Origin of the sequence: Flavobacterium calami (assembly GCF_038290035.1) — a bacterium.
In the GTDB taxonomy this organism is placed as follows: Bacteria; Bacteroidota; Bacteroidia; order Flavobacteriales; family Flavobacteriaceae; genus Flavobacterium; species Flavobacterium calami.
Genome location: NZ_JBBYHS010000020.1, coordinates 59,556 through 81,942, shown reverse-complemented (window position 1 = coordinate 81,942; position 22,387 = coordinate 59,556). Strand labels below are relative to the sequence as shown.

General features: G+C 35.6%; 20 protein-coding genes. 3 read left to right on the top strand and 17 right to left on the bottom strand.

What is annotated here, in order from left to right; translation table 11 throughout:
* Nucleotides 1–9 precede the first annotated feature (9 nt).
* From AAEO57_RS17625 to AAEO57_RS17610, 4 genes are all read right to left on the bottom strand, one after another.
* Entirely contained in the window at nt 10–489 is a 480-nt protein-coding gene (locus AAEO57_RS17625) for a gliding motility lipoprotein GldH (RefSeq protein ID WP_341694349.1), read from the bottom strand.
* Complete coding sequence (locus AAEO57_RS17620; protein WP_341694348.1) at nt 473–1,858, bottom strand: PSP1 domain-containing protein; 1,386 nt, start codon at nt 1,856–1,858, stop codon at nt 473–475. Before AAEO57_RS17620 ends, AAEO57_RS17625 begins: the two co-directional genes overlap by 17 nt.
* Before the next feature lie 175 nt (nt 1,859–2,033).
* Complete coding sequence (gene trhO, locus AAEO57_RS17615; protein WP_341694347.1) at nt 2,034–3,392, bottom strand: oxygen-dependent tRNA uridine(34) hydroxylase TrhO; 1,359 nt, start codon at nt 3,390–3,392, stop codon at nt 2,034–2,036.
* A 131-nt stretch (nt 3,393–3,523) separates the two neighbouring features.
* Complete coding sequence (locus AAEO57_RS17610) at nt 3,524–4,486, bottom strand: polyphosphate kinase 2 family protein (protein ID WP_341694346.1); 963 nt, start codon at nt 4,484–4,486, stop codon at nt 3,524–3,526.
* Between the two features lie 250 nt (nt 4,487–4,736).
* On the opposite strand from AAEO57_RS17610, the gene AAEO57_RS17605 reads away from it, so the two are divergent.
* From AAEO57_RS17605 to AAEO57_RS17595, 3 genes are read left to right on the top strand one after another with little or no spacing between them, the layout of a single operon-like run.
* Nucleotides 4,737–5,882 (top strand): efflux RND transporter periplasmic adaptor subunit, encoded by a 1,146-nt coding sequence (locus AAEO57_RS17605; protein WP_341694345.1) that lies wholly within the window; start codon nt 4,737–4,739, stop codon nt 5,880–5,882.
* A gap of 21 nt (nt 5,883–5,903) precedes the next feature.
* A complete protein-coding gene (locus tag AAEO57_RS17600) occupies nt 5,904–9,077 on the top strand; it encodes an efflux RND transporter permease subunit (protein WP_341694344.1) in 3,174 nt (1,057 codons plus the stop codon).
* A complete protein-coding gene (locus AAEO57_RS17595) occupies nt 9,070–10,437 on the top strand; it encodes an efflux transporter outer membrane subunit (protein ID WP_341694343.1) in 1,368 nt (455 codons plus the stop codon). Before AAEO57_RS17600 ends, AAEO57_RS17595 begins: the two co-directional genes overlap by 8 nt.
* 138 nt (nt 10,438–10,575) lie before the next feature.
* Here AAEO57_RS17595 and AAEO57_RS17590 read toward each other — a convergent pair whose 3' ends face one another.
* The 13 genes from AAEO57_RS17590 to AAEO57_RS17530 all read right to left on the bottom strand — a co-directional run bounded on the left by AAEO57_RS17590 (nt 10,576) and on the right by AAEO57_RS17530 (nt 22,373).
* Nucleotides 10,576–10,986, bottom strand: a complete 411-nt coding sequence (locus tag AAEO57_RS17590; protein ID WP_341694342.1) for a BrxA/BrxB family bacilliredoxin — start codon at nt 10,984–10,986, stop codon at nt 10,576–10,578.
* 128 nt (nt 10,987–11,114) lie between these two features.
* On the bottom strand, nt 11,115–11,912 hold the full coding sequence (locus AAEO57_RS17585; protein ID WP_341694341.1) for a tetratricopeptide repeat protein: 798 nt from the start codon (nt 11,910–11,912) through the stop codon (nt 11,115–11,117).
* 20 nt (nt 11,913–11,932) lie between these two features.
* Complete coding sequence (locus AAEO57_RS17580; RefSeq protein WP_341694365.1) at nt 11,933–13,102, bottom strand: lycopene cyclase family protein; 1,170 nt, start codon at nt 13,100–13,102, stop codon at nt 11,933–11,935.
* A gap of 18 nt (nt 13,103–13,120) precedes the next feature.
* On the bottom strand, nt 13,121–13,585 hold the full coding sequence (locus tag AAEO57_RS17575) for a thioredoxin family protein (RefSeq protein WP_341694340.1): 465 nt from the start codon (nt 13,583–13,585) through the stop codon (nt 13,121–13,123).
* A gap of 104 nt (nt 13,586–13,689) precedes the next feature.
* Complete coding sequence (locus tag AAEO57_RS17570; RefSeq protein ID WP_341694339.1) at nt 13,690–14,766, bottom strand: winged helix DNA-binding domain-containing protein; 1,077 nt, start codon at nt 14,764–14,766, stop codon at nt 13,690–13,692.
* A gap of 86 nt (nt 14,767–14,852) precedes the next feature.
* Complete coding sequence (locus AAEO57_RS17565) at nt 14,853–15,566, bottom strand: 3'-5' exonuclease (protein WP_341694338.1); 714 nt, start codon at nt 15,564–15,566, stop codon at nt 14,853–14,855.
* 88 nt (nt 15,567–15,654) lie between these two features.
* Entirely contained in the window at nt 15,655–15,879 is a 225-nt protein-coding gene (locus tag AAEO57_RS17560) for a hypothetical protein (protein ID WP_341694337.1), read from the bottom strand.
* 24 nt (nt 15,880–15,903) lie between these two features.
* Complete coding sequence (locus AAEO57_RS17555; protein ID WP_341694364.1) at nt 15,904–16,380, bottom strand: methylated-DNA--[protein]-cysteine S-methyltransferase; 477 nt, start codon at nt 16,378–16,380, stop codon at nt 15,904–15,906.
* A gap of 212 nt (nt 16,381–16,592) precedes the next feature.
* Nucleotides 16,593–17,408, bottom strand: a complete 816-nt coding sequence (locus AAEO57_RS17550) for an NAD-dependent epimerase/dehydratase family protein (RefSeq protein ID WP_341694336.1) — start codon at nt 17,406–17,408, stop codon at nt 16,593–16,595.
* 266 nt (nt 17,409–17,674) lie between these two features.
* Complete coding sequence (locus tag AAEO57_RS17545; RefSeq protein WP_341694335.1) at nt 17,675–18,550, bottom strand: tetratricopeptide repeat protein; 876 nt, start codon at nt 18,548–18,550, stop codon at nt 17,675–17,677.
* An 18-nt stretch (nt 18,551–18,568) separates the two neighbouring features.
* On the bottom strand, nt 18,569–20,980 hold the full coding sequence (locus AAEO57_RS17540) for a M28 family peptidase (protein ID WP_341694334.1): 2,412 nt from the start codon (nt 20,978–20,980) through the stop codon (nt 18,569–18,571).
* Nucleotides 20,981–20,993: 13 nt separating this feature from the next.
* The gene (locus AAEO57_RS17535) at nt 20,994–21,341 is read right to left on the bottom strand and encodes a hypothetical protein (RefSeq protein WP_341694333.1); all 348 of its coding nucleotides are present in this window, start codon (nt 21,339–21,341) and stop codon (nt 20,994–20,996) included.
* Nucleotides 21,342–21,494: 153 nt separating this feature from the next.
* Nucleotides 21,495–22,373, bottom strand: coding sequence for a restriction endonuclease (locus AAEO57_RS17530; RefSeq protein WP_341694332.1), 879 nt, complete (start codon nt 22,371–22,373; stop codon nt 21,495–21,497).
* Nucleotides 22,374–22,387: the final 14 nt, after the last annotated feature.

The following is a 22,387-nucleotide window of genomic DNA, read 5'->3' as shown; positions in this document are numbered from 1 at the left end:
AACTATTTTCTAATCTTTTTGTTCTATTCTAAAACCTACATCTGTAATCCCTTCTAATTCCTGAACACCCGGAATTTTTCCGGATTCACGGACAGCCTGTTTGATATGTACTTTGTACTTACCCCTAAACTTCACATTTTCTTTCAGATACAGCTTACTTTCTTTAATATCTGTAAAACCGTTTCCTAAAAGCGTTCCATCAGGGTTTGCCATTTGATATTCAAGGGTATCCACTTTTGTAAATCCGTTTGGCATTTCGATGGCTACAATTAAAAATAAATTATTGAAAGGATAATTGTTATTATCTCTCAAATTTACAAATAAGTTGTAGCGTTTCGTGGAGTCTAAAACCGGCAGGTCGAAGGTTATAATACTGTCTTTGTGCCAGGCACTTCCAACAGATTTGTACTCATCAAATACTCTTTTTTTATCACATGAAAAAAGAAGTATAGCTGCCAAAAGAAGAATTCCGCTATTTTTTATTCTCATTTTTAGTAATAATTATAGGTTTTCTTGGTTCAGCTGGTTTATTCTCATTTGAATTGGGTTTATTCGGATTGTTTTTATTCGAATTCTGCTTTTTCTTATGATTTTGCTTATTAGGGTTGTTTGGTTTATTGCCATTGCCGCCATTGTTCGGATTAGTATTATTTCCGGATGGTCTGGCGTTATTGCTGTTTTTTTCCTGCTGTGGTTTCTGAGGAGCTGCAACTGTAGCGGTTTCACCATTTGGTTTACGCTTGCGGTTTGGTTTTTTCTTCTTTTTAGGCTGATCAAAACGAGTTAAACTTTCCTGACCCATTGCATTATTGAAGTCTTTTTCTGGTTCAGAAGTAACTTCAATAGCAAAATCTTCCAGAGAAGAAACTTTATTTTTCAGTTTGTTTTCGGCAATAATTTCTTTTACCTGATCAATTTTCAAAACGTGCCAGTTTGCAAAATTATTCGTGTAAGCAAACCACATTAATCCTTTAAAAATATCCTGTTTCTGACAGATTGCATCTCCTTTTTCGGTAATCAGTTTGGTGTCATAATCGGGAAAATCTTTTAAAGCGTCCATATAAGTGTCTAACTCGTAGTTTAGACAGCATTTTAGTTTACCGCATTGTCCGGCTAATTTTTGCGGATTCAACGAAAGTTGCTGATAACGCGCCGCAGATGTATTGACACTTCTAAAATCAGTCAGCCACGTTGAACAGCAAAGTTCACGACCACACGAACCTACTCCACCCAAACGAGCTGCTTCCTGACGGAAACCCACTTGTTTCATTTCGACTCTGGTACTGAACTCTTTAGCAAAATCCTTAATAAGCATTCTAAAATCGACGCGATCATTTGCAGTGTAGTAAAATGTTGCCTTTGATCCGTCTCCCTGAAATTCAATATCCGAAATTTTCATTTCCAGCTTATGCTGAATCGCCAGTTCTCGTGCACGAACTTTCATTGGTTCTTCGCGATCACGTGCCACAGACCAGATATCAATATCTTTTTGAGATGCTTTTCTGTAAATTTTCGGAACTTCGTTACTGTCAGGATTCACTCCTTTTTTCTTCATTTGAATTTTTACCAATTCGCCTGTCAAAGTAACAATTCCAATATCATGTCCAGGTGATGCAACAGTTGCTACAATATCACCTATACTTAGGGTTAATTTCTCTGAATTTCTAAAGAATTCCTTTCGTCCGTTCTTAAAACGAACCTCAACACAATCAAAAATCGCCTCTCCATTAGACGGACTCATATTCGAAAGCCAGTCAAAAACCGTCAGTTTATTGCAGCTGTCCGTGCCGCAAGTTCCATTATTTTTACAACCTTTTGGTGCGCCGCCATCTGAGGTTGAACAACTTGTACATGCCATAATTATATATGTAGTGTTGCAAAAGTGCAACTTAAGTTCATAAACGTTTGATCGGTAAAGATAGTATTTTTTTTAGTTTGCATTTTATGGATTAAAACTAAAGACTTGTTAAATAAAAAAACCTATTCTGTTTTACACAAAATAGGTTATTTGAAATTAGTTCTTATGATAGAATTTATCCTAAGATCTTATATATTTTATCAGACAATCTAATTCTGAAAGGCACTTCAAAAGTCACTTTATCACCAATTTTAGCAGATTGAGTCTCTGCACCATCAACAATGATTTTATCTAAAACCAATTCCTGCTCACCAGTTGTTGGTCCTGAAATTAAGATTTTGTCGCCTGTATTCAGTTCGCTATTTTCAACTGTAAATTGTCCTACCTGCGCTTTTACATAATAATGCTCTGCTTTTCCAAGCAATACTTTTTTGATTTTTACCTTTTGGCGAATATCCGCTGGCTTTTGTGCTGTTGCCAAAGCAGTTTCCGGTAACTCTCCTGAATGTTTGAATTTCAGATTCTCTGATTTTCCTTTTCTGAAAACTTTATTCCCTACCTGTTTTCCGGCTCTTAATCTTACCTGATCCACCAAAGGCATGTTTACAACTTCAAGACATTCTGCAGAACAGCAGTTTTGCATAGCAGATTTACATTCATCACATTGAATAAAAAGCAAATGACAGCCATCATTCTCGCAATTGGTGTGATTGTCACAAGGTTTTCCGCATTGGTGACATTGCGAAATGATATCGTCTGTAATTCTTTCGCCAAGACGATTATCAAATACAAAGTTTTTTCCGATGAATTTGCTTTCCAATCCTTCTTCCTTCAGCTGTTTTGCGTAGTTGATAATTCCACCTTCTAACTGATAAACATTTTTAAACCCCTGGTGTTTGAAATACGCACTTGCTTTTTCACATCGAATTCCTCCTGTACAATACATAACCAGATTTTTATCTTCTTTATGATTCTGAAGCTGTTCGTTAATGATTGGTAAACTCTCTCTAAAGGTTTCTACATCGGGAGTGATGGCCCCTTTAAAATGCCCCACTTCACTTTCGTAATGGTTTCTAAAATCAACTACAATCGTATTTGGATCATCAAGGATTTCGTTGAATTCTTTGGCTTTCAGGTGAACGCCAATATTGGTTACATCAAAAGTATCGTCGTTTAGACCGTCGGCCACAATTTTGTCCCGAACTTTAATGGTCAGTTTTAAAAACGAATGGTCATCATGTTCTACGGCTTCATTTAGTCGTATGCCTTTCATGAAATCATACACTTCCAGAGTTTCTCTAAAAGCTTCCAGGTTTTCTTCAGGAATGCTCATCTGAGCGTTTATTCCTTCAGTGGCAACGTAAATTCGGCCCAAAGCATCAAGCTTATTCCAGGCTACAAATAAATCATCGCGAAATTTTTTGGGATCTTGAATTTTGGCATACGCATAGAAAGACAACGTAAGACGTTGTTTACCTGCATCATCGATCATGATGGCTCTTTCTTCTGCGCTCAAAGTGTTATACAGTTGCATGCTATAAACAGTTTTAAGTTTAGAAATTATTTTTGAGCGGCAAAGGTAGAAAAAAAGGTACTAAGTTGCAAAACTTCAAAGTTTCTAATATTTAAAAGTAAAAACTTACTATGCCGATTCTTGCACAAATGTTACTCTTTTTCATCAAGTAATGCTTGTTTGACGGTATTTAATTCTGCCATTTTCTCGTCACTTACTTTTGGATATTCTAAATCCATTTCATCCAGGGCATGAATAACAGCCGAAGCAATGGCAATTCGGGCATACGATTTATCATCTGCAGGGATAACATACCAAGGTGCTTTTTTGGTAGATGTATTTTTGATAAGCTCTTCATAGGCATGCATGTAATCATTCCAATAACCTCTTTCTTTGGCATCAGAAGCACTGAACTTCCAGTTTTTATCCGGATTATCTACACGCTCTATAAATCTTTTCTTTTGTTCGTCTTTAGAAACATTTAGAAAAAACTTGATAACAACTATACCGTTCCTGTTTAGGTATTTCTCAAAATTTCGAATGTCTTCGAAGCGATTTTCCCAAATATCTTTGGTAATGAGTTTTTCGGGTATTTTTTGACCTTTCAGAATCTGTTCATGTACACGGACCACCAAAACCTCTTCATAATAAGAACGGTTGAATATCCCTATACGGCCTCTTTCTGGTAAATGTTTTTGGCATCTCCACAAAAAATCATGATCCAGATCTTCTGAGCTAGGGGCTTTAAAAGAAAAAACCTGGCAACCCTGCGGATTTATCCCAGACATTACATGTTTGATTGCGCCATCTTTTCCAGCGGCATCCATTGCCTGAAAAATAAGAAGAACAGACCACTTGTCCTGAGCATACAGAGTATCCTGCATGGCAGCCAGTGCCTTTACACCCATTTTTAATATTTTTTTTACGGATGATTTTTTTTCTTCTAATGAGTCCAGAGTACTCCAGTCTTTGAGTTTAAAATCTTTTCCGTCTCCAACACAATATTGTTCTGAAAATTTCCTGGCGCGCTCCAGGAGTTCTTTCTTGTTTAACTTCTTAAGACTGTCAGAAATTAGATCAGGATCGTTCTCTTTTTTTTTGTTTTTTTTAGACATAGGTATAAATATTTTAAATAATAATGATTCTGTAATAAAAATAATTCTGTGGAAAAAAAGCTATTTAACGGTATTTTACGCTATTTAACCTTTTTCAGTAAGCATTGATAATCAAATAGATATAAATTTAATTAAAAAAACAAAATCAAGACATCATTTCAGGTTTTAATTAAAAAAATGTTAACTTAGCTTAGGATTTATTTGATTTTTAGTTAGTTGAGTTTTAATAGAATTTAAAATATGATTAAAAATGAACAAAGTTTACACCTCAGCAATTTTCTTGTTTTTTTTTATGCTTTCATGCAAAAAAGAAACACCTCCAGAACCTAAGCCGTTAGAAATTTCTGTCACTACCGTATTGCAGCAGGATGTAAAATTAGAATCCGAATATACAGGTCAGACTTTTGGTCAATCAGACATTCAGATTAATCCAAGGGTAGACGGTATCATTGAAAGCCTTAATTTTAAAGAAGGCAGTTTTGTGACCAAAGGGCAATTATTATACACCATTGATCCTTTGCCTTACAGAGCTAAACTTAATGAAGCCGAAGGAGGCGTCGCAGAATCTCAGGCACGTTTGTCAAAAACCAAATCAGATCTGGACATGATTGTCCCATTAGCGAAATCCAATGCAGTGAGCCAAAGAGAATTAGTTTCGGCTAAATCAGCTTATTCAGCTTCTATAGCCCAAAACAAAGCTTCTGAAGCATCACTTCAAAATGCAAAAATTGAATTGGGCTATTGCAGAATTGTCGCTCCTATTTCCGGATTAATCGGAATCTCAAAAGTAAGGGTTGGCGATTATGTACGACCGGGAGCTGCTTCTATTTTAAACACTATTTCTGATTTGGGAGATGTGAGAGTCCGATTTACTATGAGTGAGCAGGAATTCCTGCGTCTTTACCGGGAATTTAACAAACCGGATTCTGCTTTAAAAAGTTCTGGCGCATCGGTTTCATTAAAATTATCAGATGGGTCTACTTACCCACATACTGGCAAAGTAAGCTTTACCGACCGACAAATAGATCCTGCTACCGGTGCTATCACATTTGAAGCAGCGTTTCCAAATCCGGACAAATTACTTCGTCCGGGACAATATGCCAAAATAGCATTGCTTACTGATATTCGTAAAGATGCCATTGTAATTCCACAACGCGCTGTTATCGAAGTACAAGGTATTTTTCAGGTTTATGTTTTGGGTGCAGGTAACAAAGTTCAAATGCAAATTGTAAAACCAGGTCCGGCTGTTAAAAATGGATATATTATTGAAGAAGGGTTAAAACCGGGAGATAAGATAGCCATGGGAGGCACTTCGTTATTAAAAAACGGAAGTGTTATAACACCAAAAGTTGTACAATGGCAATTAGGAGAACCAGAATCTGCAGTTGCTAAATAATAATATTCAATACATAGTATTATGGGAGAATTTTTCGTTCGAAGACCGATTGTTGCTATTGTAATTAGTATTATTATTGTAATACTTGGATTACTGGCATTACAAAAAACACCTATTTCGCAATATCCGGATATTAATCCTCCTGTTGTAAAAATTACCACATCTTTTACAGGAGCAAATGCACTAAATGTTGAACAGGCAGTAGCAACTCCTATCGAGCAAAAAGTAAACGGTGTTGAAAACATGTTGTACATGAAATCAATCAACACCTCAGACGGTGCTTGTACAATTGAGGTCACATTTGATGTAGGAACCAATCTGGATAATGCCAATATGCTTACGCAAAACAGGCAAAACCAGTCTGCACCTTTCATGCCTCCAAGCGTTAAACAGCAGGGGGTCGTGGTAAAAAAGTCATTATCATTTCCAATGATGTTATTTACTGTAACCTCTACGAATCCAAAATATGATGCTAAATTTCTGAATAACTATGCCAGTATCAATATTGTAGATCAGCTGGCTCGTATCAAGGGAGTTGGAGAAGTTACGCTTTTTGGAGGAAGTGATTATTCGATGAGAATTTGGCTAAAGGCAGATATGATGAGCAAACTTGGCGTAACAGTCGATGATGTTAAAACCGCTCTGAACGCTCAAAATATGATTAGCCCCGGAGGAAAGTTTGGTGCTGAACCTGCGCCAGCTAATACCGAATTCACATACGGTGTTACGCTTCAGGATCGTTTAGTTACCGAAAAAGAATTTGGAAATATCGTTGTTCGAAGTAAAGAGGATGGAGCCCAGGTTTTAATGGCCGATATTGCCCGTATTGAATTAGGTACAGAAAACTACAGTTCTACTGCCCGAAGAAACAGTTCCCCAAGTGCTGTTGTTGCTTTATACCAAATGCCCGGAAGTAATGCTCTTGATGTGGCAGAAAATGCAAAAAGCGCAATGAAGCTATTATCTGAAAAGTTTCCAAAGGATATCGAATATCAGGAATCATTAGATACAACTCTAGCCATTACTGCCGGAGTTGATGATATTGTACATACATTGTTTGAAGCCATTATATTGGTTATTTTAGTAGTATTCATATTTCTTCAAAACTGGCGTGCTACTTTAATTCCGTTGATTACTGTTCCTGTTTCTCTTATCGGAACCATTGCAGTTTTCCCAATGCTAGGTTTTTCCATCAATACCTTATCACTACTTGGATTAGTATTGGCGATTGGAATTGTGGTAGATGATGCCATCGTAGTGGTCGAAGCCGTTATTCACCATATCGAACATGGTAAAAGTCCGAAAGATGCCACCGTTCAGGCCATGAAGGAAGTTTCGGGTCCTGTAATTGCAATTGCCTTGATTTTATGTGCCGTGTTTATTCCTGTTGCGATGACACCGGGAATTACCGGACGTTTTTATCAGCAATTTGCCATAACGATTGCCGTCTCGGTCGCATTTTCTGCTTTTAGCGCATTGTCACTAAGTCCTGCGCTCTGTGCCATGCTGTTAAAACCAACCAAGCCTATTGAAGAACAAACTGGATGGCTGGCAAAGTTTTTTGCCGGATTTAACAGAATCTTCGAAAAAGTTACCGGAAAATATATCAGTGGAGCAACATTTTTTGCAAAAAAGGCTATTCGAATTATTCTTTTGCTCGTTGTCATATTGGTCGCTACTGCTTTCTTAGGAAAGAAAATTCCATTAGGATTTATCCCGGAAGAAGATCAGGGTTATGTTTTGGTCAATATCGCATTGCCACCTGCGTCATCATTACAACGTACAGATGAAATTTCGAAAAAAGTAGACAGCTTCCTTAAAGAAGAAAAATCCATTCTGTCTTATACCACGATAAACGGATTTAGTATGCTTACCAATTCCTATCAGCCAAACAATGCGTTTATTTTCATCTCATTAAAACCTTGGGAAGAAAGAGCAGAAACAGCCAAACAATTTGTAGATAGATTCAATAAAAAACTGGCAACACAAATCACGACCGCAACCTGCTTTTCATTTGGTCCGCCGGCAATTCAGGGGTTAGGTGCTTCTGCAGGTTTCAGTTTAATGCTGCAGGACAGAGGAGGAAATACACCGCAATATCTGGCCGAACAAACTCAGGCTTTCATCGCTGCCGCACAGCAGCGTCCTGAAATAAAACGAATTTATACCACTTTTAATGCCGGTACACCTCAAATTAAATTAGAAATTGATAATGACAAAGCAATGAAATTAGGCATTCCAGTTTCTAAAGTCACCGAAGCATTGGGAGCCTTTTTAGGTGGAAGTTATGTGAATGATTTCAACCGTTTTGGGCGTCAATACAAAGTTTATCTGCAGGGTGAAGCCGCTGACCGTGTACGACCGGAAGATTTAAACCTGATTTATGTAAAAAATAATGCAGGCGACATGCTTCCTGTATCAACGTTAGTTACAGCAACAAAAGTTACAGGCCCTGATTTTACCAATCGTCTCAATTTATTCCGTTCAGCTGAAATTGGAGGAAGCCCAAATGACGGTTACAGTAGTGCCCAGGCCTTGACTGCCTTAGAAGAAGTTGCCAAACAGACTTTGCCTGCCGATATGAGTTTCGATTATATCAACCTATCGTATCAGGAAAAACACTCACCCGGAGGATCTTCAGTTTTCATAATGGCATTGGTATTTGTTTTTTTAATTCTTGCCGCACAATATGAAAGCTGGAAACTACCTTTTAGTGTATTGCTTGGAGCTCCTTTTGCTGTATTTGGAGCGTTTTTAGGACTTATGTTGGCCAGATTTGGAAGTGATGCTTATGTGAATAACGTTTTTGCTCAAATTGGTCTCGTATTATTAATTGGATTAGTCGCTAAAAATGCGATTCTGATTGTGGAGTTTGCCAAAGAAGAATACGAAAAAGGAAAACCGTTGTACGAATCGGCAATGGTGGCGGCAAAACTCCGTTTCCGACCGATTTTGATGACTGCCTTTGCATTTATTCTTGGAGTCGTTCCGTTATTGACTGCTACAGGTGCGGGTTCACAAGCTCGTATTGTAATGGGAATGGCTGTATTCAGCGGGATGCTAATTGCCACAATTTTAGGGGTGTTAATTGTACCCGGTCTGTTTGTAATGATTGAAAACATCGGAAAAAAGAAAGATGTCACAATCGTAACTGAAGAAAATGATGTGGAACCAAATACTACAGGCCATGCATAAGAAATATAAAATAATCGTTGTTATAGTTGTTCTTTCGTTATTACCCGTGGGCTGTATGGTTGGGCCAAAATATGCACGTCCGGAAGAACAAAAATCAGATTCTTATAAAAATGAAAGGAATTTAGACACTCTGGCCTCTGTAACCAATTTAAAATGGTTTGATTTATTTAATGATGATGTTTTAAAAGATTTAATTAAAAAAGGACTGGAAAACAATTACGATTTAAAAATTGCTGTTTCCCGAATCGATCAGCTTCGTGCAGAACTTGGTTATGCTAAATCTGATTTATTTCCTTCTTTTCAATATGGAGCGACCATAAACAGCAATGAGAAAAATTTCACTCCTTCAAATGCCGGAGCCAGCATGTCCTGGGAACTTGATTTTTGGGGAAAATACCGTCATGAACGAAATGCGGTTCAAAATGAGCTCCTTGCTACCGAAGAGGGTCGTAAAGTAGTACTTTCTGAAATTGTAACTAATATTGCGTTTGCTTATTTTCAAATGCGAAACCTTGATGATCAGCTTGAAATCACGAAACAAACTCTTGCTGCCAGAGAGAAATACTATGGCATTATAAATGAAAGGTTTACAAAAGGATATATCTCTGAAGTGGATAAAGTACAAATTGAACAACAAGTAGCCATCGCAGAAGCAGCAATACCTAACATCCAGAGACAGATAACATTTCAGGAAAATGCCCTTGCAGTATTAACTGGTCAGCTTCCTTCTGATATACCGAGAGGAAAGACTAATACCGAATTAAGAATTGTAAGTGAAATTCCGTTATCAATTCCTTCTTCGCTTTTAGAAAACAGACCCGATGTAAAAGCCGCAGAGTTGCGATATAAAGCTTCTAATGAAAGAATAGGAGTGGCTCAGGCGATGCGTTTTCCATCCATAAACCTAGCTGCGATTGCGGGATTTGCAAGTGCCGATTTAAGCAATTTATTTCTTGGAAGTTCCTATTCGCAAAATGCATCTGCCGGAATTGCAGGCCCCATATTTGCTTTTGGAAAAAACAAAAGAAGGGTAGAAATATACAGGGAGCAAGCGGAACAGTTTAAGTACAATTATCAAAAAACGTATATTGTTGCAATATCTGAAGTTGAACAGTCCATTCAGGATATTAAAACCTATAAAGAAGAATGGAAAGCCCGTAACAGACAAGTGCAGGCTGCATTAATAAACCATAAACTGTCTTATGAAAGATATAATAGTGGTTATGTGTCCTATCTTGAAGTTTTAGATGTAGAATCTAAATTATTTGAAGCACAATTGAGTCTCGCACAATTATCTGAAAGACAGTTGAGTTCAATGGTTCAGTTGTACAAAGCCCTGGGCGGGGGATGGAATCTCTAATCTTTGAGTTACAAAGATTCAGAGTGGCAAAGGTTCAAAGGTTTCTCAACTTATTCTAAAAAACAAAAAGCACTATTTTCTCATAGTGCTTTTTTATACTTCGTACCTCTGTACCTTTGCTCCTTTGAACCTAACGAATTAACAGAATTCGTTAAAAGCATCTTGCAAATTCTCAGCAATCATTTCAGCAGGACGTCCTTCGATGTGGTGACGTTCTAACATGTGAACCAATTCTCCGTTTTTAAACAAAGCCATAGATGGCGAAGATGGAGGAAAAGGAAACATATGCTGTCTGGCTGCATCAACCGCTTCTTTGTCAACACCTGCAAAAACAGTGATTAAGTGATCCGGTTTTTTTGCTCCCTGTAAACTCATTTTTGCTCCCGGACGTGCATTTCTTGCAGCACAACCGCAAACAGAATTTACAACTACTAATGTGGTACCTTCAGCTTTGATAGCGTTATCTACAGCTTCTGCACTATGTAAATCTTGAAAACCAGCAGCTGTTAATTCAGCTTCCATTGGTTTTACCATTTCTTGTGGATACATATTTTTTATTTTTAAATTTTACTTTTGAAATGCAAAGTTACAAAGTTTACCCGCAACTAGTTAATTTGAAGTATAAAGTTTTGTTATAGTTCGATTGGAAAACATCGAAAGTCAAAATCAGCGCTTTATTATTTGGTAAACTTCTTTTGATAAGGGTACGTTTCGTAAATCGTATTGTCTTCATTAATCGAAAATCCTTTTGCAGAGTCTTCTCTCGCAACACCAACCAAGGCGACAACTTCTTCTCTTGATTTGCCTTGTTTAAGCCAACAAATTGCCTTGTAATATTTTGCATCCGAGAATTCAGGGTAGATTTTAATCGCCTTATCAAAAACAGCAATTGCCTCATCCCATTTTTTCAATTCATATTTCGCAATACCCTGATAAAAATAGGCTGTTGGATGTTCTAAATTCTGTCTGTTTTTATAAATATCAGCTACATAATCATCAAAAAGTTTTTCGGATTTTTGATATTCGTTTAATTGTAAGTAACAAACACCCATGTAAAAACTAAAAGAATGATCCATTACATAACTATTCCCATAAAGTTTTATACATTCCTCAAAATCTTTAATTGCATCTTTGTAAGTATGTGCAAAAATACATTTTATAAAAGCCCTGTACGGAAGCCAACGCTCTTTGTTATAAAATACCGCTTTATCTAAATACTGCATTCCCACTTCATATTTTTTGCATTTGAAGTAGGGCATTGCTTTTTGTTGCCACAAATAAGCAATGGTACTGTCTTTTTTCAAACCCTGATCCAGACAATCCTGCCATTCGGTCATTTCAAAAACGTAATTGTGTTTTTCGGCACAGTTGGTTAAAAATTCTTCGATGATTGCGTCATGTGCTTTGTTTGTGGACACCTGAGCAAAGGATAGGATAGTAAAAAAGAGGAAAAGTCCTAAAGTAATATTTCTCAAAGGTTTTGTTTTTAATTAATTTATTTTGAAAGAAAAATCACTCTAAATAACGCTTTTATAAACGGAATTTTGGGACACTTTAAAATAACTTTAACATCCTGCATTAAACTCGTTTCTTCATCCAAAAATCTGAATACTAATGCCGGATTACCTTTTTTAAATAAAGAGGAGAAAATAGGGCTTCCTAATTCGTTATGACGATACAGAATATCCAAAAGCAGTAAATCATAAAACCAGAATCGGTTCTTTTTATGAAAGTCTTTCATTCTGAGCGGAGTCGAAGAATAAAGAAATTCTGCCAACTGAGATGATTTTTTATCTGAATTTTTAAAAGTAAAACCAGTACTGGCTTTGGTCCATCCGCCAGCTGTTCCAATATTCAGTACTTTTTTGGTGTTTTTTTTCCAAAAAGGATAACAAGTCATCGGAATACTCCCCTGCTCCTTTTCTGTAATTTCAAATTTATCCACTCCAAGTTTCTCTAAATACAACCGAATCTCCTTTTCATATTCTTCTTTCTTAAGCAAATTTTCCGAAAACAAAGTATACTCCACCAAAGCCTCTGTTTTGGAAATTGGCAAAACATACATAAATCTTGTATTTCCTTTTTGTTCTACCGAAAAATCCATGAAAGTAGCTTGTTCCGGATTGAAGATTTCATTTACTGATTTCACAAACCAACCCACAAAATGCTGTTGCAAAACCGGATATTTGGTTTGACTCTGAACAAAGCCCTTCGTATAGATACTGTTGAATAAGTAATCGCAGGTGTATCTGTTTTCTTCGGTTCCCACAAAAACATGGGTTTCCAATTCGTTGATATCGGTTACCTTTTCATTTAAAAAAGTAATGTTGTCTTGTTTGTAAATTGCTTCAAAAACGAAATTATAAAAATCTAATCCCCGAATTTGATTGTATTGATAAGGTTTCAGTTCTAAATCTCTTTTGAAATCTTCATTGGCAAACAAAGCCGAATCCCATTTTTTTGAGATAATTGAATCCCAGATAGTTTCTTCTTTTGCCCAAAAACACCAGGTTCTGTCATTGGTTTTCTTTGCATTTTCATCTAATAGTAAAATCGTTTTGTCAACGAATTTTCCAGATAATACCATTTTGTAAACGGTCATCAAAGCAGACAGACCTGTTCCTGTAAAGATGTAATTGAAGTGTTGGATTTGTGAAGAATGCATTCTCAAAAATAAGAAATTTTATTCTTTCAATTTTTCCAAAAGGAATTTAAAGTCCTTTGGTCTTAAATAGTGGTTATACTGCAGAATGATTTCGTTTTTTTCATTTAAAACACACAAAACGGGATAAACAATTTGGTTATTAATTGTACCTAATTGCAAAGCCAATTCATGAACACCAACATTATTTCCCGAAGGAACAAACTTAAAAACCTTGTTATTAAAGGTAATGTCTTTTTTTTCTTCCGCATTAAAATCAACAAAATAAAAATCAGAATTCAAACTTTCGGTAATTCCAGAATTTTTAAAAGTCGTTTGTTTCATTCTTTGGCAAAACTGACACCAATCGGTATGAATGAAAATGATAACTTTTCGCTTTTGAATTTGCTGTAAACCATCAATTTCTTCAAAAGAATTGCTCTTAGGCTGACAGAAACCTGTTGCCAAAATTCCGAAGAAGAAAATAAATAGAAATAGCTTTTTCATTTTTAAATGATTCATGATTGATAAAATGAGTGTTATTCTGACCGGAATCGAAGGCTACTGAACTTAAATGGCTTCGACTTTGGTCAGCCTCAAATTTTAATATTTCATTCGATAATAACTTTTGTATCCAGATAACTTTCAAAAGATTTTATTCCTTCAAACAAAATCTGCTTTTTGTTCATTTCGGTTTGATTAAAAAAGTCGGTTTCAATCTTGACATGATCTTTTTTGATGGTTCTTTTCCAGGTTCCGATGACCTTTCCGTTTTCTAAAATAGTGGGTTTGAAAATACCATTTTTGGTAAAAGCTTTCGGCTGATGTTCTAACAGAATGGAAGATTCACGGTTTTTATACGAAATTAAATACTCGTCAAATGCAGCAAGGAAATGTACGCTTTCGCAAAAATTATCAAGATTGGCGCAGTCTTTTCCAAACCAATATTCCTGATTATCAATGGTTACATAATTCAATTGCAACTTAATTGCATTAACTACAGATTTGCAAATTGTGATAGAAAAGCCGGACCAGTGTGAAAAATCTGCAACTGTTGCCGGACCACGGCTTTCAAAATAACGTTGGGCAAGTTTAGCCAAAGCTTCTTCTTTGGTTAATTTGATTTTTGGTTTAAGAACCCTTTCTTCCAGTAATGCATAAGTCGTTTTTTTGCCTTTCATTTTTCCGTTGCAGACTACACCATCTAATTCTGCATACATCATAATAAGAACAGGACTTAATTTATAATCGCCGGAAAACTTTTTGACATTAAGTTGCTGTATAATTTCTTCCCGGGTTAAATGATTATTTCCTGCCAGTAGTTTTTCTATTGCTGAATTAATCTTGTCAAATTCCTTTTCATCACAACCATATTTTTTTGTTTCGGCAAGAATAATGCGTTTCACCTGTGGTCCGGAAACATCGAGCATCCAGTAAATATCTTCGGCAGCGACTAAATGCCAGGTTGGGCGTAAAATATGGGTTCGGATTATTTTTCCGGAATTAATGGCTTCTTCAATTTCTTTTTCAGTAGCATCGCAGCGGGAACCAATTGCCCATTTGGCCATTGCGTAATCCTGAGCCTGCATTGCACCAAGATGTCTCACAATTTCTTCAGGCGAATTATGACTTGTTTTATCAAGTTTTTGTGAAATGAGACGATGATTTGAAATTTCGTGATGTGTCATCTTTGACTATTTTAAACCATATAAGTTATATAAGTTCATTTAAACTTTGCAACTCTGAACCTTTGCAGCTCTGTACCTCAGAAAAATTATACATGAATAATTTCCTCCTCAATCAATAAATCTTCCCTGCGCAAACGAAGAAAAATCTGTGCTACCGCAATGGTATCTTTTTCACAATAGGTTACAATTCGGTCAATGTCTTTCTCCACATAAAAAACATGTGCTACCTGGCTTCCGTCGATATCACCTTTTGGAGACGGAACTCCTAGAATTTTAGTCAGTAATTTTAAAGAAGTAAAATGTTTATAATCGCCAAACTTCCATAATTCTAAAGTGTCTAAATGAGAGATTTCCCATGGTTTTTTTCCGAATAAATTCAGTTTGTCCGGAATTGCAATTTGATTGATAATCATTCGGCGGGCAAGAAACGGAATATCAAACTCTTTGGCATTATGCCCACACAAAAGATGCTGTGGCTGATTGAAATGATTGTTCAGCAAATTATTAAAGTCTTTCAAAATCTTTTTTTCTTCTCCAAAAAAAGAAGTTACCCTAAAATTTCGAATATCTCCACGAATGGTAAAATACCCAACCGAAATACAAATTATCTTTCCGAACTCTGCCCAGATTCCGGCACGATCGTAAAATTCTTCGGGAGTAAACTCGTCTTTTCGCTGGTATTGTGTTTTTAAATCCCACAGTGACTGCATCTCTGCGTCAAGCGAATTGAAGTTTTCCTCTTCGGGAACGGTTTCTATATCAAGAAATAAAATGTTGTTGAGGTTAATTTTTTCAATCATTTTTTTGGAGACTTCTTAGATATTTAGATTGTTAGACTTTCTTAGATTCTTTTTACAAATATGCGTAAAATTCTTACTGTTTTAAATTTTATTTTATGAATTTACAATTAACGCCAAGTTTGTCTGCCTCTTCTAAAAAATATTTGGCTAAGTTTTCATCATTAATTTCAAGAATTATTTGAATGTCGTCCAAAAGGTTATCTAAATTAGTTTTACCTTCTTTCAGATCTATTCCTAATATTTCCTTTTGTAATTTTACAAATGAAACACTTTTTATGCATTCCCTCCAGCTTTCCAAAACTATTTTTGCCATATCTTAAATGGATTACAATTATGACTAAAATAAACTTTGCTGTGCAGTTGGACTTTCGTGCTCCAAAAGCCATTTTTTACGCCAAATTTCGCCGGCATATCCGGTTAAGGATCCATTTGTACCAATAACGCGATGGCAGGGAACCACAATCCAAAGCGGATTTTTACCATTTGCAGAGGCTACGGCCCGAATAGCTTTGACATCTCCAAGTTTTTTAGTCTGATCCATGTAGCTGACTGTTTTTCCATACGGAATTTCCAGTAAGGCTTTCCAGACTTTCTGTTGAAATTCGGTTCCTTGTGGATTTAGTTTTAAGTCGAAATCGGTTCTTTTACCTTCAAAATATTCATTGAGCTGAAAAACGGCCTCTTGTAAAACTTGAGGAATAGTTTCTGAAACAGTGTTTGTACCAACATCTGAAACAGAAATTACCGAAATACCATTTTCATCCCCAATGATTTTGGTGATTCCCAGAGGCGAATTGATATAAACTGTTTCCATCATTTTTGGTTTATCACAAAGTTCGTAAATATTTTTTGAACCATATAAGTTCATTTAACTTTGTCTGTAGTTCACATAACTGTCACCCTGAGTCCATTCGGCTTCGCTAAGGATAAACTTTGTCTAAGGCTTATGAAAACTGAAAGGGCTTCGACTCCGCTCAGCCTGACAATAGTGTTAGGAGATAATAAAACTTAAATAATTTATATAGTTTAATAATCTTCCAGTCTAAATTTATAGTTTAAAACGGTTTCAATTTTTGCGCTTGAAATAACCTTTTTAATATTCGATTTTTCAGCACTAAACTTCGGCAAAATCAGGTTTTGTTCTTTTGCTTTTTTCGTATAATATTCCGCTTTTGTTGGATGAAAAGGTGCAACAGCGTTGAAAAATTCATTCCATTTAGCTTGGTTTATGATTTCTTCAATAATGTTAATGCAATCGTTTTGATGAATCAGATTTACTGGAGCGTCTGCATTCGCTAAGTTTTCTTTTCCTGACAAGGAAGTCACAGGATGACGGTCTTCGCCGATTAATCCGCCGAAACGTAGAATTGTGGTTTCGAAGGTTTTATTTTTTTGAAGAATGTTTTCAGCTAAAAGCAATTGTTTACCACTTTCTGTTTCAGGATTTGGATTTGTTTCTTCCGTAATCAAATCGTTTTTATCTCCATAAACTGAAGTTGAACTTACAAAAAGCACTTTTTTGACTGAGGATTTCTCTATAAACGGAATCAGGTTATTGATTTTTTCAACAAAAGTTTTCTTTTCAGAATCAGGATTGACAGTTCTCAGTTTTGGCGGAATATCGATAATCAGGATTTCGCTTACCGCTAAAAAAACATTGATGCTTTCAGAGACACTTTCGCTTTCAAGCGCAACCAAAAACGGATTTATCCCGGCATCTTTTAAAATCGGAAGTTTATTTTCTGAAGTTGTCGATCCGTTTATTGAATTTCCTTTCTCGATTAATCTTTTTGCTAAAGGAAGTCCAAGCCAGCCACAACCAAGTATACTTATTTTTGTCATTTTTTAAGATTCAAAATAGAAAAGCTTTTTTCTCTCTCGCAGATTCAGCAGATTCAGCAGATAGATTTTAAAATAATCTGCGAAAATCAGCTTAAATCTTTTTAAATCTGCGTGAAAAAAAATACAAGACTAATATTTTACAAATTTAAAGTAAATCGAACTTTGTATTTTCTTTTTCCACCAAATACTTTTGAATGTGTTTCTTAATATAAAAGGCAGACTTTTTTTGATAAGTCTGCCTTTTGAATTTTTCTGAATGTTTTAATTTATTCTATTTTGATATCGTTTTGCTCAGCAACTTTTTTAAATAAATCTTCTTTCTTTTCGCTTTTCATTTTCTGATAAATAGCGCCAATAATTTGTTCTGTATCTTTTATATAGTCAGATTTGTCGATAGTGTAAATTCGATGCGCTTTAAAAATATTATCTAAAGCTTTTTCATCTTCATTGAGGGCAAGATAATTTTTTCCTGCGCCAAAAAAGCCTTCTGGATTATTAGGATCAGACTTTATCAGTTTTTCATAATACGTAATGGCTGTTTTATAATCTGTTTTTAAACTATAAACAACACCAATGTTTACTAAAGCAAAATCACCTTCAGGATAAATTTCGAGTGATTTTTTATAATATTTGACTGCATTGTCATAATCCTTTAATTGTCTGTAACACATAGCAATGTCATCCAAAGCCAAAACAAATTTCGGATCATTTTTTAGAGCCATCTGGAAAGCTTCAATAGCCAGTTGGTATTTTTGATCATGCATAAAATCTTTAGCAATGATATAAGAGTTTTGTGCCTGTTCATTCTTTGAATCAGTATAAAAAGGACTTGACTTACTTATTACTGGTTTTGGTTTGACATTAATTTTATCACAGGTTTTGTTTAAAACCTCAGCTGATTTTTCTAAAAGAGTTTTAATTCCTTCCACCGTATTTATAGACTCCCTAACTTTGGGATCTTTGTCATTCATAACGACATCAGCCATAGAAGAACTTAAGCAGTTTGAATAGATTTCTTCTGTTATTTCACCTTTTTTATTTAAGCAATCACATGATTGTGTGGCTATTCTTTCTTCAATAGTCTGAGAAAATCCGTTGTGGAAGCTAACAGAAAATACAAAAACCCAAAATGCTTTTTTCATTAAATATGGTTTAAATGATTAGTGATTTATGACTTCTTTTTTAATTTTCATGATTGGCGCCAGACTATCGGTTTGAATCGCAGTACTATCAGTTACAGGAGCAGTTTCTATAGGTTTTACCGGTGCAGTATATCTTTTAATTTTCTGCTGAATCAAAACAGCATCATTCAGTACAAAAGGAGTGGGCATCATCCAGTTGCTTCTCGGTTTGATTTTAAACAACGGATTAGTCATTAAATCGAATGAACTTTCGATTAAATCCATATCAAAAACAGATGTTTTATTAATGACAAATTCCATTACAAGAGGTTCATTACCTACAACATAATAGCATAAAATTTTGCTGTCCTGTCTTTCTAATCGATTCCCTTTTTGCCCTGAAGTCGAAACACCATTGGCTTTAAAGTTATAAAACGTCATCTTTGGATTTGCATAGATATCGTAACGATTAACTTTACGGTTTGGCGAAATTTTTATTTTCAGGTATCTTTTGCTTCCAATAACACTGTCTCGTACAAAGGAAATTGTTGGTTTTGGAACCTCAACTTTTGGTGCAATGGCACTGTATGTAAAATTTGAATTGTATTTACTAGCTATTTGCAGGCTGTTTAAACCTACCGCTTTCTGATTCATATTACCCAGATAACTTCTTGTCCACTCATCAAGATTAGTATCATAAGTTGCCCAGACAGCAGAGTTGGTGTCGGCATTATAGACATACAATAAACTGTTTGATTTTGCTTTCCCCGGTTCATAATCCGAATGGTAGCCTGCATAGACAAAAAAGCTGATTGATATGGCAAAGAAAAGCATGGTCCAGATCCCTTTTCTTGCAAATGAACCAAATACCGGAAGCATCAATCCGAAAAGTAAAACGGTAAGTACAGCACTTCCGTAAAGTATTTTTAATCCTAAACCAATCGGAAACATAACAATAAACGGAGCTACAATTGCCAAAGCAGGAATGCTGAACAATAAATTTAACCCAACGTTGTAGTGATGTGTAAAAACAAAAATTCCCAATAAAATGATTCCAAAGTAAGCCGGAATAATCAGGAATCCAGCCCCCGTTAATTGATTGGCTAAAACTAGATTGATGATAATCCAAAGTAATAAAGGCGCTACGAAATGGTTCATCGTAATTTTTTCTTCAGAAAAATGATGATAGAAAGCAAAACAGATTGCAATGCTAAGTGTTACAAAAGCTCCGATGTATGCGTGACCATTGTAGGTAAAACCATTTAGTAAATCAGAATACTGCGGATAGATTTGAAGAATAATTTTCCAACCTAAAAAAGTAACTAACCCCGCAATAATCATCGAACCAAGCAAAGGAACAAACCCTTTGAAAATTTCTCTGAACGAAATAAGATGTTTTACTTTTCCAACAAAAATAAAGAAGACCAATAACCCTAAAGCAATAAGGCTCATTGGAAAAACCCATGAAAAAGGATAATTTATAAAGAATCCGAATGGAACACTAAAGTAAACATTGTCTTCTGTAGTTTGAGTAGCGTTTAAATCAATATTAGAAAAGTATTTTAAGAGCGGCATCAAATAAGATCCCTGATGCGCCAGTGTAGTTTTGTTTAAATGTTGAAAATCATCTTGTTGCGTGTGATAGTTATAATGCCCGTCGATAAAAGCAAAATTGAATCCCTGAATATTTCCCTGTTCTCTGAAAACAGTTAAATCGGTATCATTTGGCAGCATTTTGTAAATGCTGTACATCAGCGAGTTCGAAACCGGATATTTTGCTTTTGCATTCGAAAATTCCTTTACAAGCGCCTGGTTTCCTTTGTTGGTTTCCATCAGCATATAACTTGGGCCGGAAGAACCTCTAGCTTCAAAATTCAAAACCAGACCAACCTCTTTGGCCCACGGATGCTGATTCACAAACAGGGCAGCGCCGTTCAAACCCAATTCTTCTGCATCTGAGAAAAGAATTATAATATCGTTTTTGTGTTTTTCGTTGGCGTATAAAAAGGCTCTTACACCTTCAAGAATTGTGGCCACTCCCGAAGCGTCATCGCTTGCTCCTTTAGAAAAAGAATGGGGTGCGCTGTCATAATGAGAAAGCAATAACAGGGCTTTTGAATTGGAAGTCCCTTTTATACGGGCAAGGATATTTTTGGATTTTACCAAAAGGCCTTTGTCATTGAGGGTAAATCCTTCCTGCACCAAAGTTTCAAGACCAATTCTGTTTAGTTCAAGTTTAAGATAATTAGCAACTAATTCATGATTGGTCGAGCCGACAAAATGGGGCTTTTGGGCTATAATCTGAACCTGGCTGAGTGCGCGTTCTGTTGAAAATTCGGCAAGTGCTTCTTCATCTTTAGAAATGTACTGAGGCATCATAGAGGCAAAGATGATGGCCAGAATTGCTAAGATTCCTAAGAAAGCAAGAATTGAAGTAGGTTTTTTTTTCATAATGTGGTATTTGCTAAATTTCTTTTTTTACGAGCATAAAATAATCATTGTCCAAAGACCGATATCCCTGATCGTACAAGAAATAATAGGTGTTTCCTGTTTTGGTCTGCAAAATATTGGTAAAAAAGTCAAAATCAAAACCTTTATTGAGCATTTTATCACGTGTTGCTTTTGATTTTCCTTCTGTGTTTAACTCGGACAAAATACGGTAATTTTTGCGCAGCTTGTTGTTTACATTGCGCATAAAATTTGTACTGTCTTTATTTATTTTATTATTGTAGGCATTACGGCAGCTGTCTGAGCAAAACTTTTTATCTTCCCGGCCTACAATTTTTTCGGAGCATTCGAGGCATGTTTTCATAGATCTGTCTTTATTTGAATAGACAATTTGGTTTTATTTTAAGCGAATTATGGTTTTGTATCGGTTAACATGGGTTCCTGCTTTCGCCTATATCTCTTCACTACGCTACGAGGATACCGGCTCTATCAGGGCTAATTTGGGTTTTATTGGTTTTTATATTTTAGAAAACCATTCTGCATTTATAGAGATTTCTTCAATTAGTTCAGTTTTTACTCCAAGATTAAATTCCTTTAATTTATCACATAATAATTCTCCATCGATTAAATCAATTGGAGGTGCTCCATCTCTAGTAGCTTCTTTTATTGCTTCTCTTGTAAAATTCCCTGTCGTTATAAAAATTCCTTTGTCTGCCCTGCCTTGCATTGCTCCTCTAAAATCTCTGATGTCAGAAGATCCAACAGAACCTTTGTATCTTTTTGATTGGAAAAAGACATGAAAACTTAAAAAACCGTTTAATCTAACTATTCCTTTTCCGTCAATTCCACCGTCTCCGGATTTTCCAGTCACTTCAACTTGTACAAAACCGCTTTCTCTTAAAATTCTTTGACAAAGTCTTTCAAAAGCAGAAGATTCAATTTTTAGAATAGTAGAAATTAATGTTTTTTTCCAATCTATTTGGTCTTCAACTTCTTCTTCGACTTCTTCTTCAATTTCTTTCTTAGTTTGATTGCTATTTGGTTTTGGTTTTTTTGTTTCGGCTCTAACTTTTTTTAAAATTTTATCCGAATCTAGTTTGGACGTGTCGATTTCATTGTCAATTAATGCCCAAATACCTCGAGATGAATTTTCAATCAATCCATATTTCTTCAAATAGGTTCGTGCCCAAGCCAATCGGTATTCGACTTTAGTTTGAACACCACTTTCATCGTGTGGTATTTCCAAAATATCTTCGTCATAACCTGCAACTTCGTAAACCTTTTCATTGATTTCGTCTATTGAACCGGAGCCTCCCAATAATTTCAAAGCTTCCAAAGTCGGAATCATCATTTTATCGTGAGTTGGTACTTTATCATGTATTTTTTTTCTTCCCATTTATTTTTTGTGTA

What these genes read in the sequence shown, in the direction of transcription:
- AAEO57_RS17625 (WP_341694349.1), bottom strand. Translation starts at nt 489, where the DNA reads ATGAGAATAAAAAATAGCGGAATTCTTCTTTTGGCAGCTATACTTCTT.
- AAEO57_RS17620 (WP_341694348.1), bottom strand. Translation starts at nt 1,858, where the DNA reads ATGGCATGTACAAGTTGTTCAACCTCAGATGGCGGCGCACCAAAAGGT.
- trhO (WP_341694347.1), bottom strand. Translation starts at nt 3,392, where the DNA reads ATGCAACTGTATAACACTTTGAGCGCAGAAGAAAGAGCCATCATGATC.
- AAEO57_RS17610 (WP_341694346.1), bottom strand. Translation starts at nt 4,486, where the DNA reads ATGTCTAAAAAAAACAAAAAAAAAGAGAACGATCCTGATCTAATTTCT.
- AAEO57_RS17605 (WP_341694345.1), top strand. Translation starts at nt 4,737, where the DNA reads ATGAACAAAGTTTACACCTCAGCAATTTTCTTGTTTTTTTTTATGCTT.
- AAEO57_RS17600 (WP_341694344.1), top strand. Translation starts at nt 5,904, where the DNA reads ATGGGAGAATTTTTCGTTCGAAGACCGATTGTTGCTATTGTAATTAGT.
- AAEO57_RS17595 (WP_341694343.1), top strand. Translation starts at nt 9,070, where the DNA reads ATGCATAAGAAATATAAAATAATCGTTGTTATAGTTGTTCTTTCGTTA.
- AAEO57_RS17590 (WP_341694342.1), bottom strand. Translation starts at nt 10,986, where the DNA reads ATGTATCCACAAGAAATGGTAAAACCAATGGAAGCTGAATTAACAGCT.
- AAEO57_RS17580 (WP_341694365.1), bottom strand. Translation starts at nt 13,102, where the DNA reads ATGCATTCTTCACAAATCCAACACTTCAATTACATCTTTACAGGAACA.
- AAEO57_RS17575 (WP_341694340.1), bottom strand. Translation starts at nt 13,585, where the DNA reads ATGAAAAAGCTATTTCTATTTATTTTCTTCTTCGGAATTTTGGCAACA.
- AAEO57_RS17570 (WP_341694339.1), bottom strand. Translation starts at nt 14,766, where the DNA reads ATGACACATCACGAAATTTCAAATCATCGTCTCATTTCACAAAAACTT.
- AAEO57_RS17565 (WP_341694338.1), bottom strand. Translation starts at nt 15,566, where the DNA reads ATGATTGAAAAAATTAACCTCAACAACATTTTATTTCTTGATATAGAA.
- AAEO57_RS17560 (WP_341694337.1), bottom strand. Translation starts at nt 15,879, where the DNA reads ATGGCAAAAATAGTTTTGGAAAGCTGGAGGGAATGCATAAAAAGTGTT.
- AAEO57_RS17555 (WP_341694364.1), bottom strand. Translation starts at nt 16,380, where the DNA reads ATGGAAACAGTTTATATCAATTCGCCTCTGGGAATCACCAAAATCATT.
- AAEO57_RS17550 (WP_341694336.1), bottom strand. Translation starts at nt 17,408, where the DNA reads ATGACAAAAATAAGTATACTTGGTTGTGGCTGGCTTGGACTTCCTTTA.
- AAEO57_RS17545 (WP_341694335.1), bottom strand. Translation starts at nt 18,550, where the DNA reads ATGAAAAAAGCATTTTGGGTTTTTGTATTTTCTGTTAGCTTCCACAAC.
- AAEO57_RS17540 (WP_341694334.1), bottom strand. Translation starts at nt 20,980, where the DNA reads ATGAAAAAAAAACCTACTTCAATTCTTGCTTTCTTAGGAATCTTAGCA.
- AAEO57_RS17535 (WP_341694333.1), bottom strand. Translation starts at nt 21,341, where the DNA reads ATGAAAACATGCCTCGAATGCTCCGAAAAAATTGTAGGCCGGGAAGAT.
- AAEO57_RS17530 (WP_341694332.1), bottom strand. Translation starts at nt 22,373, where the DNA reads ATGGGAAGAAAAAAAATACATGATAAAGTACCAACTCACGATAAAATG.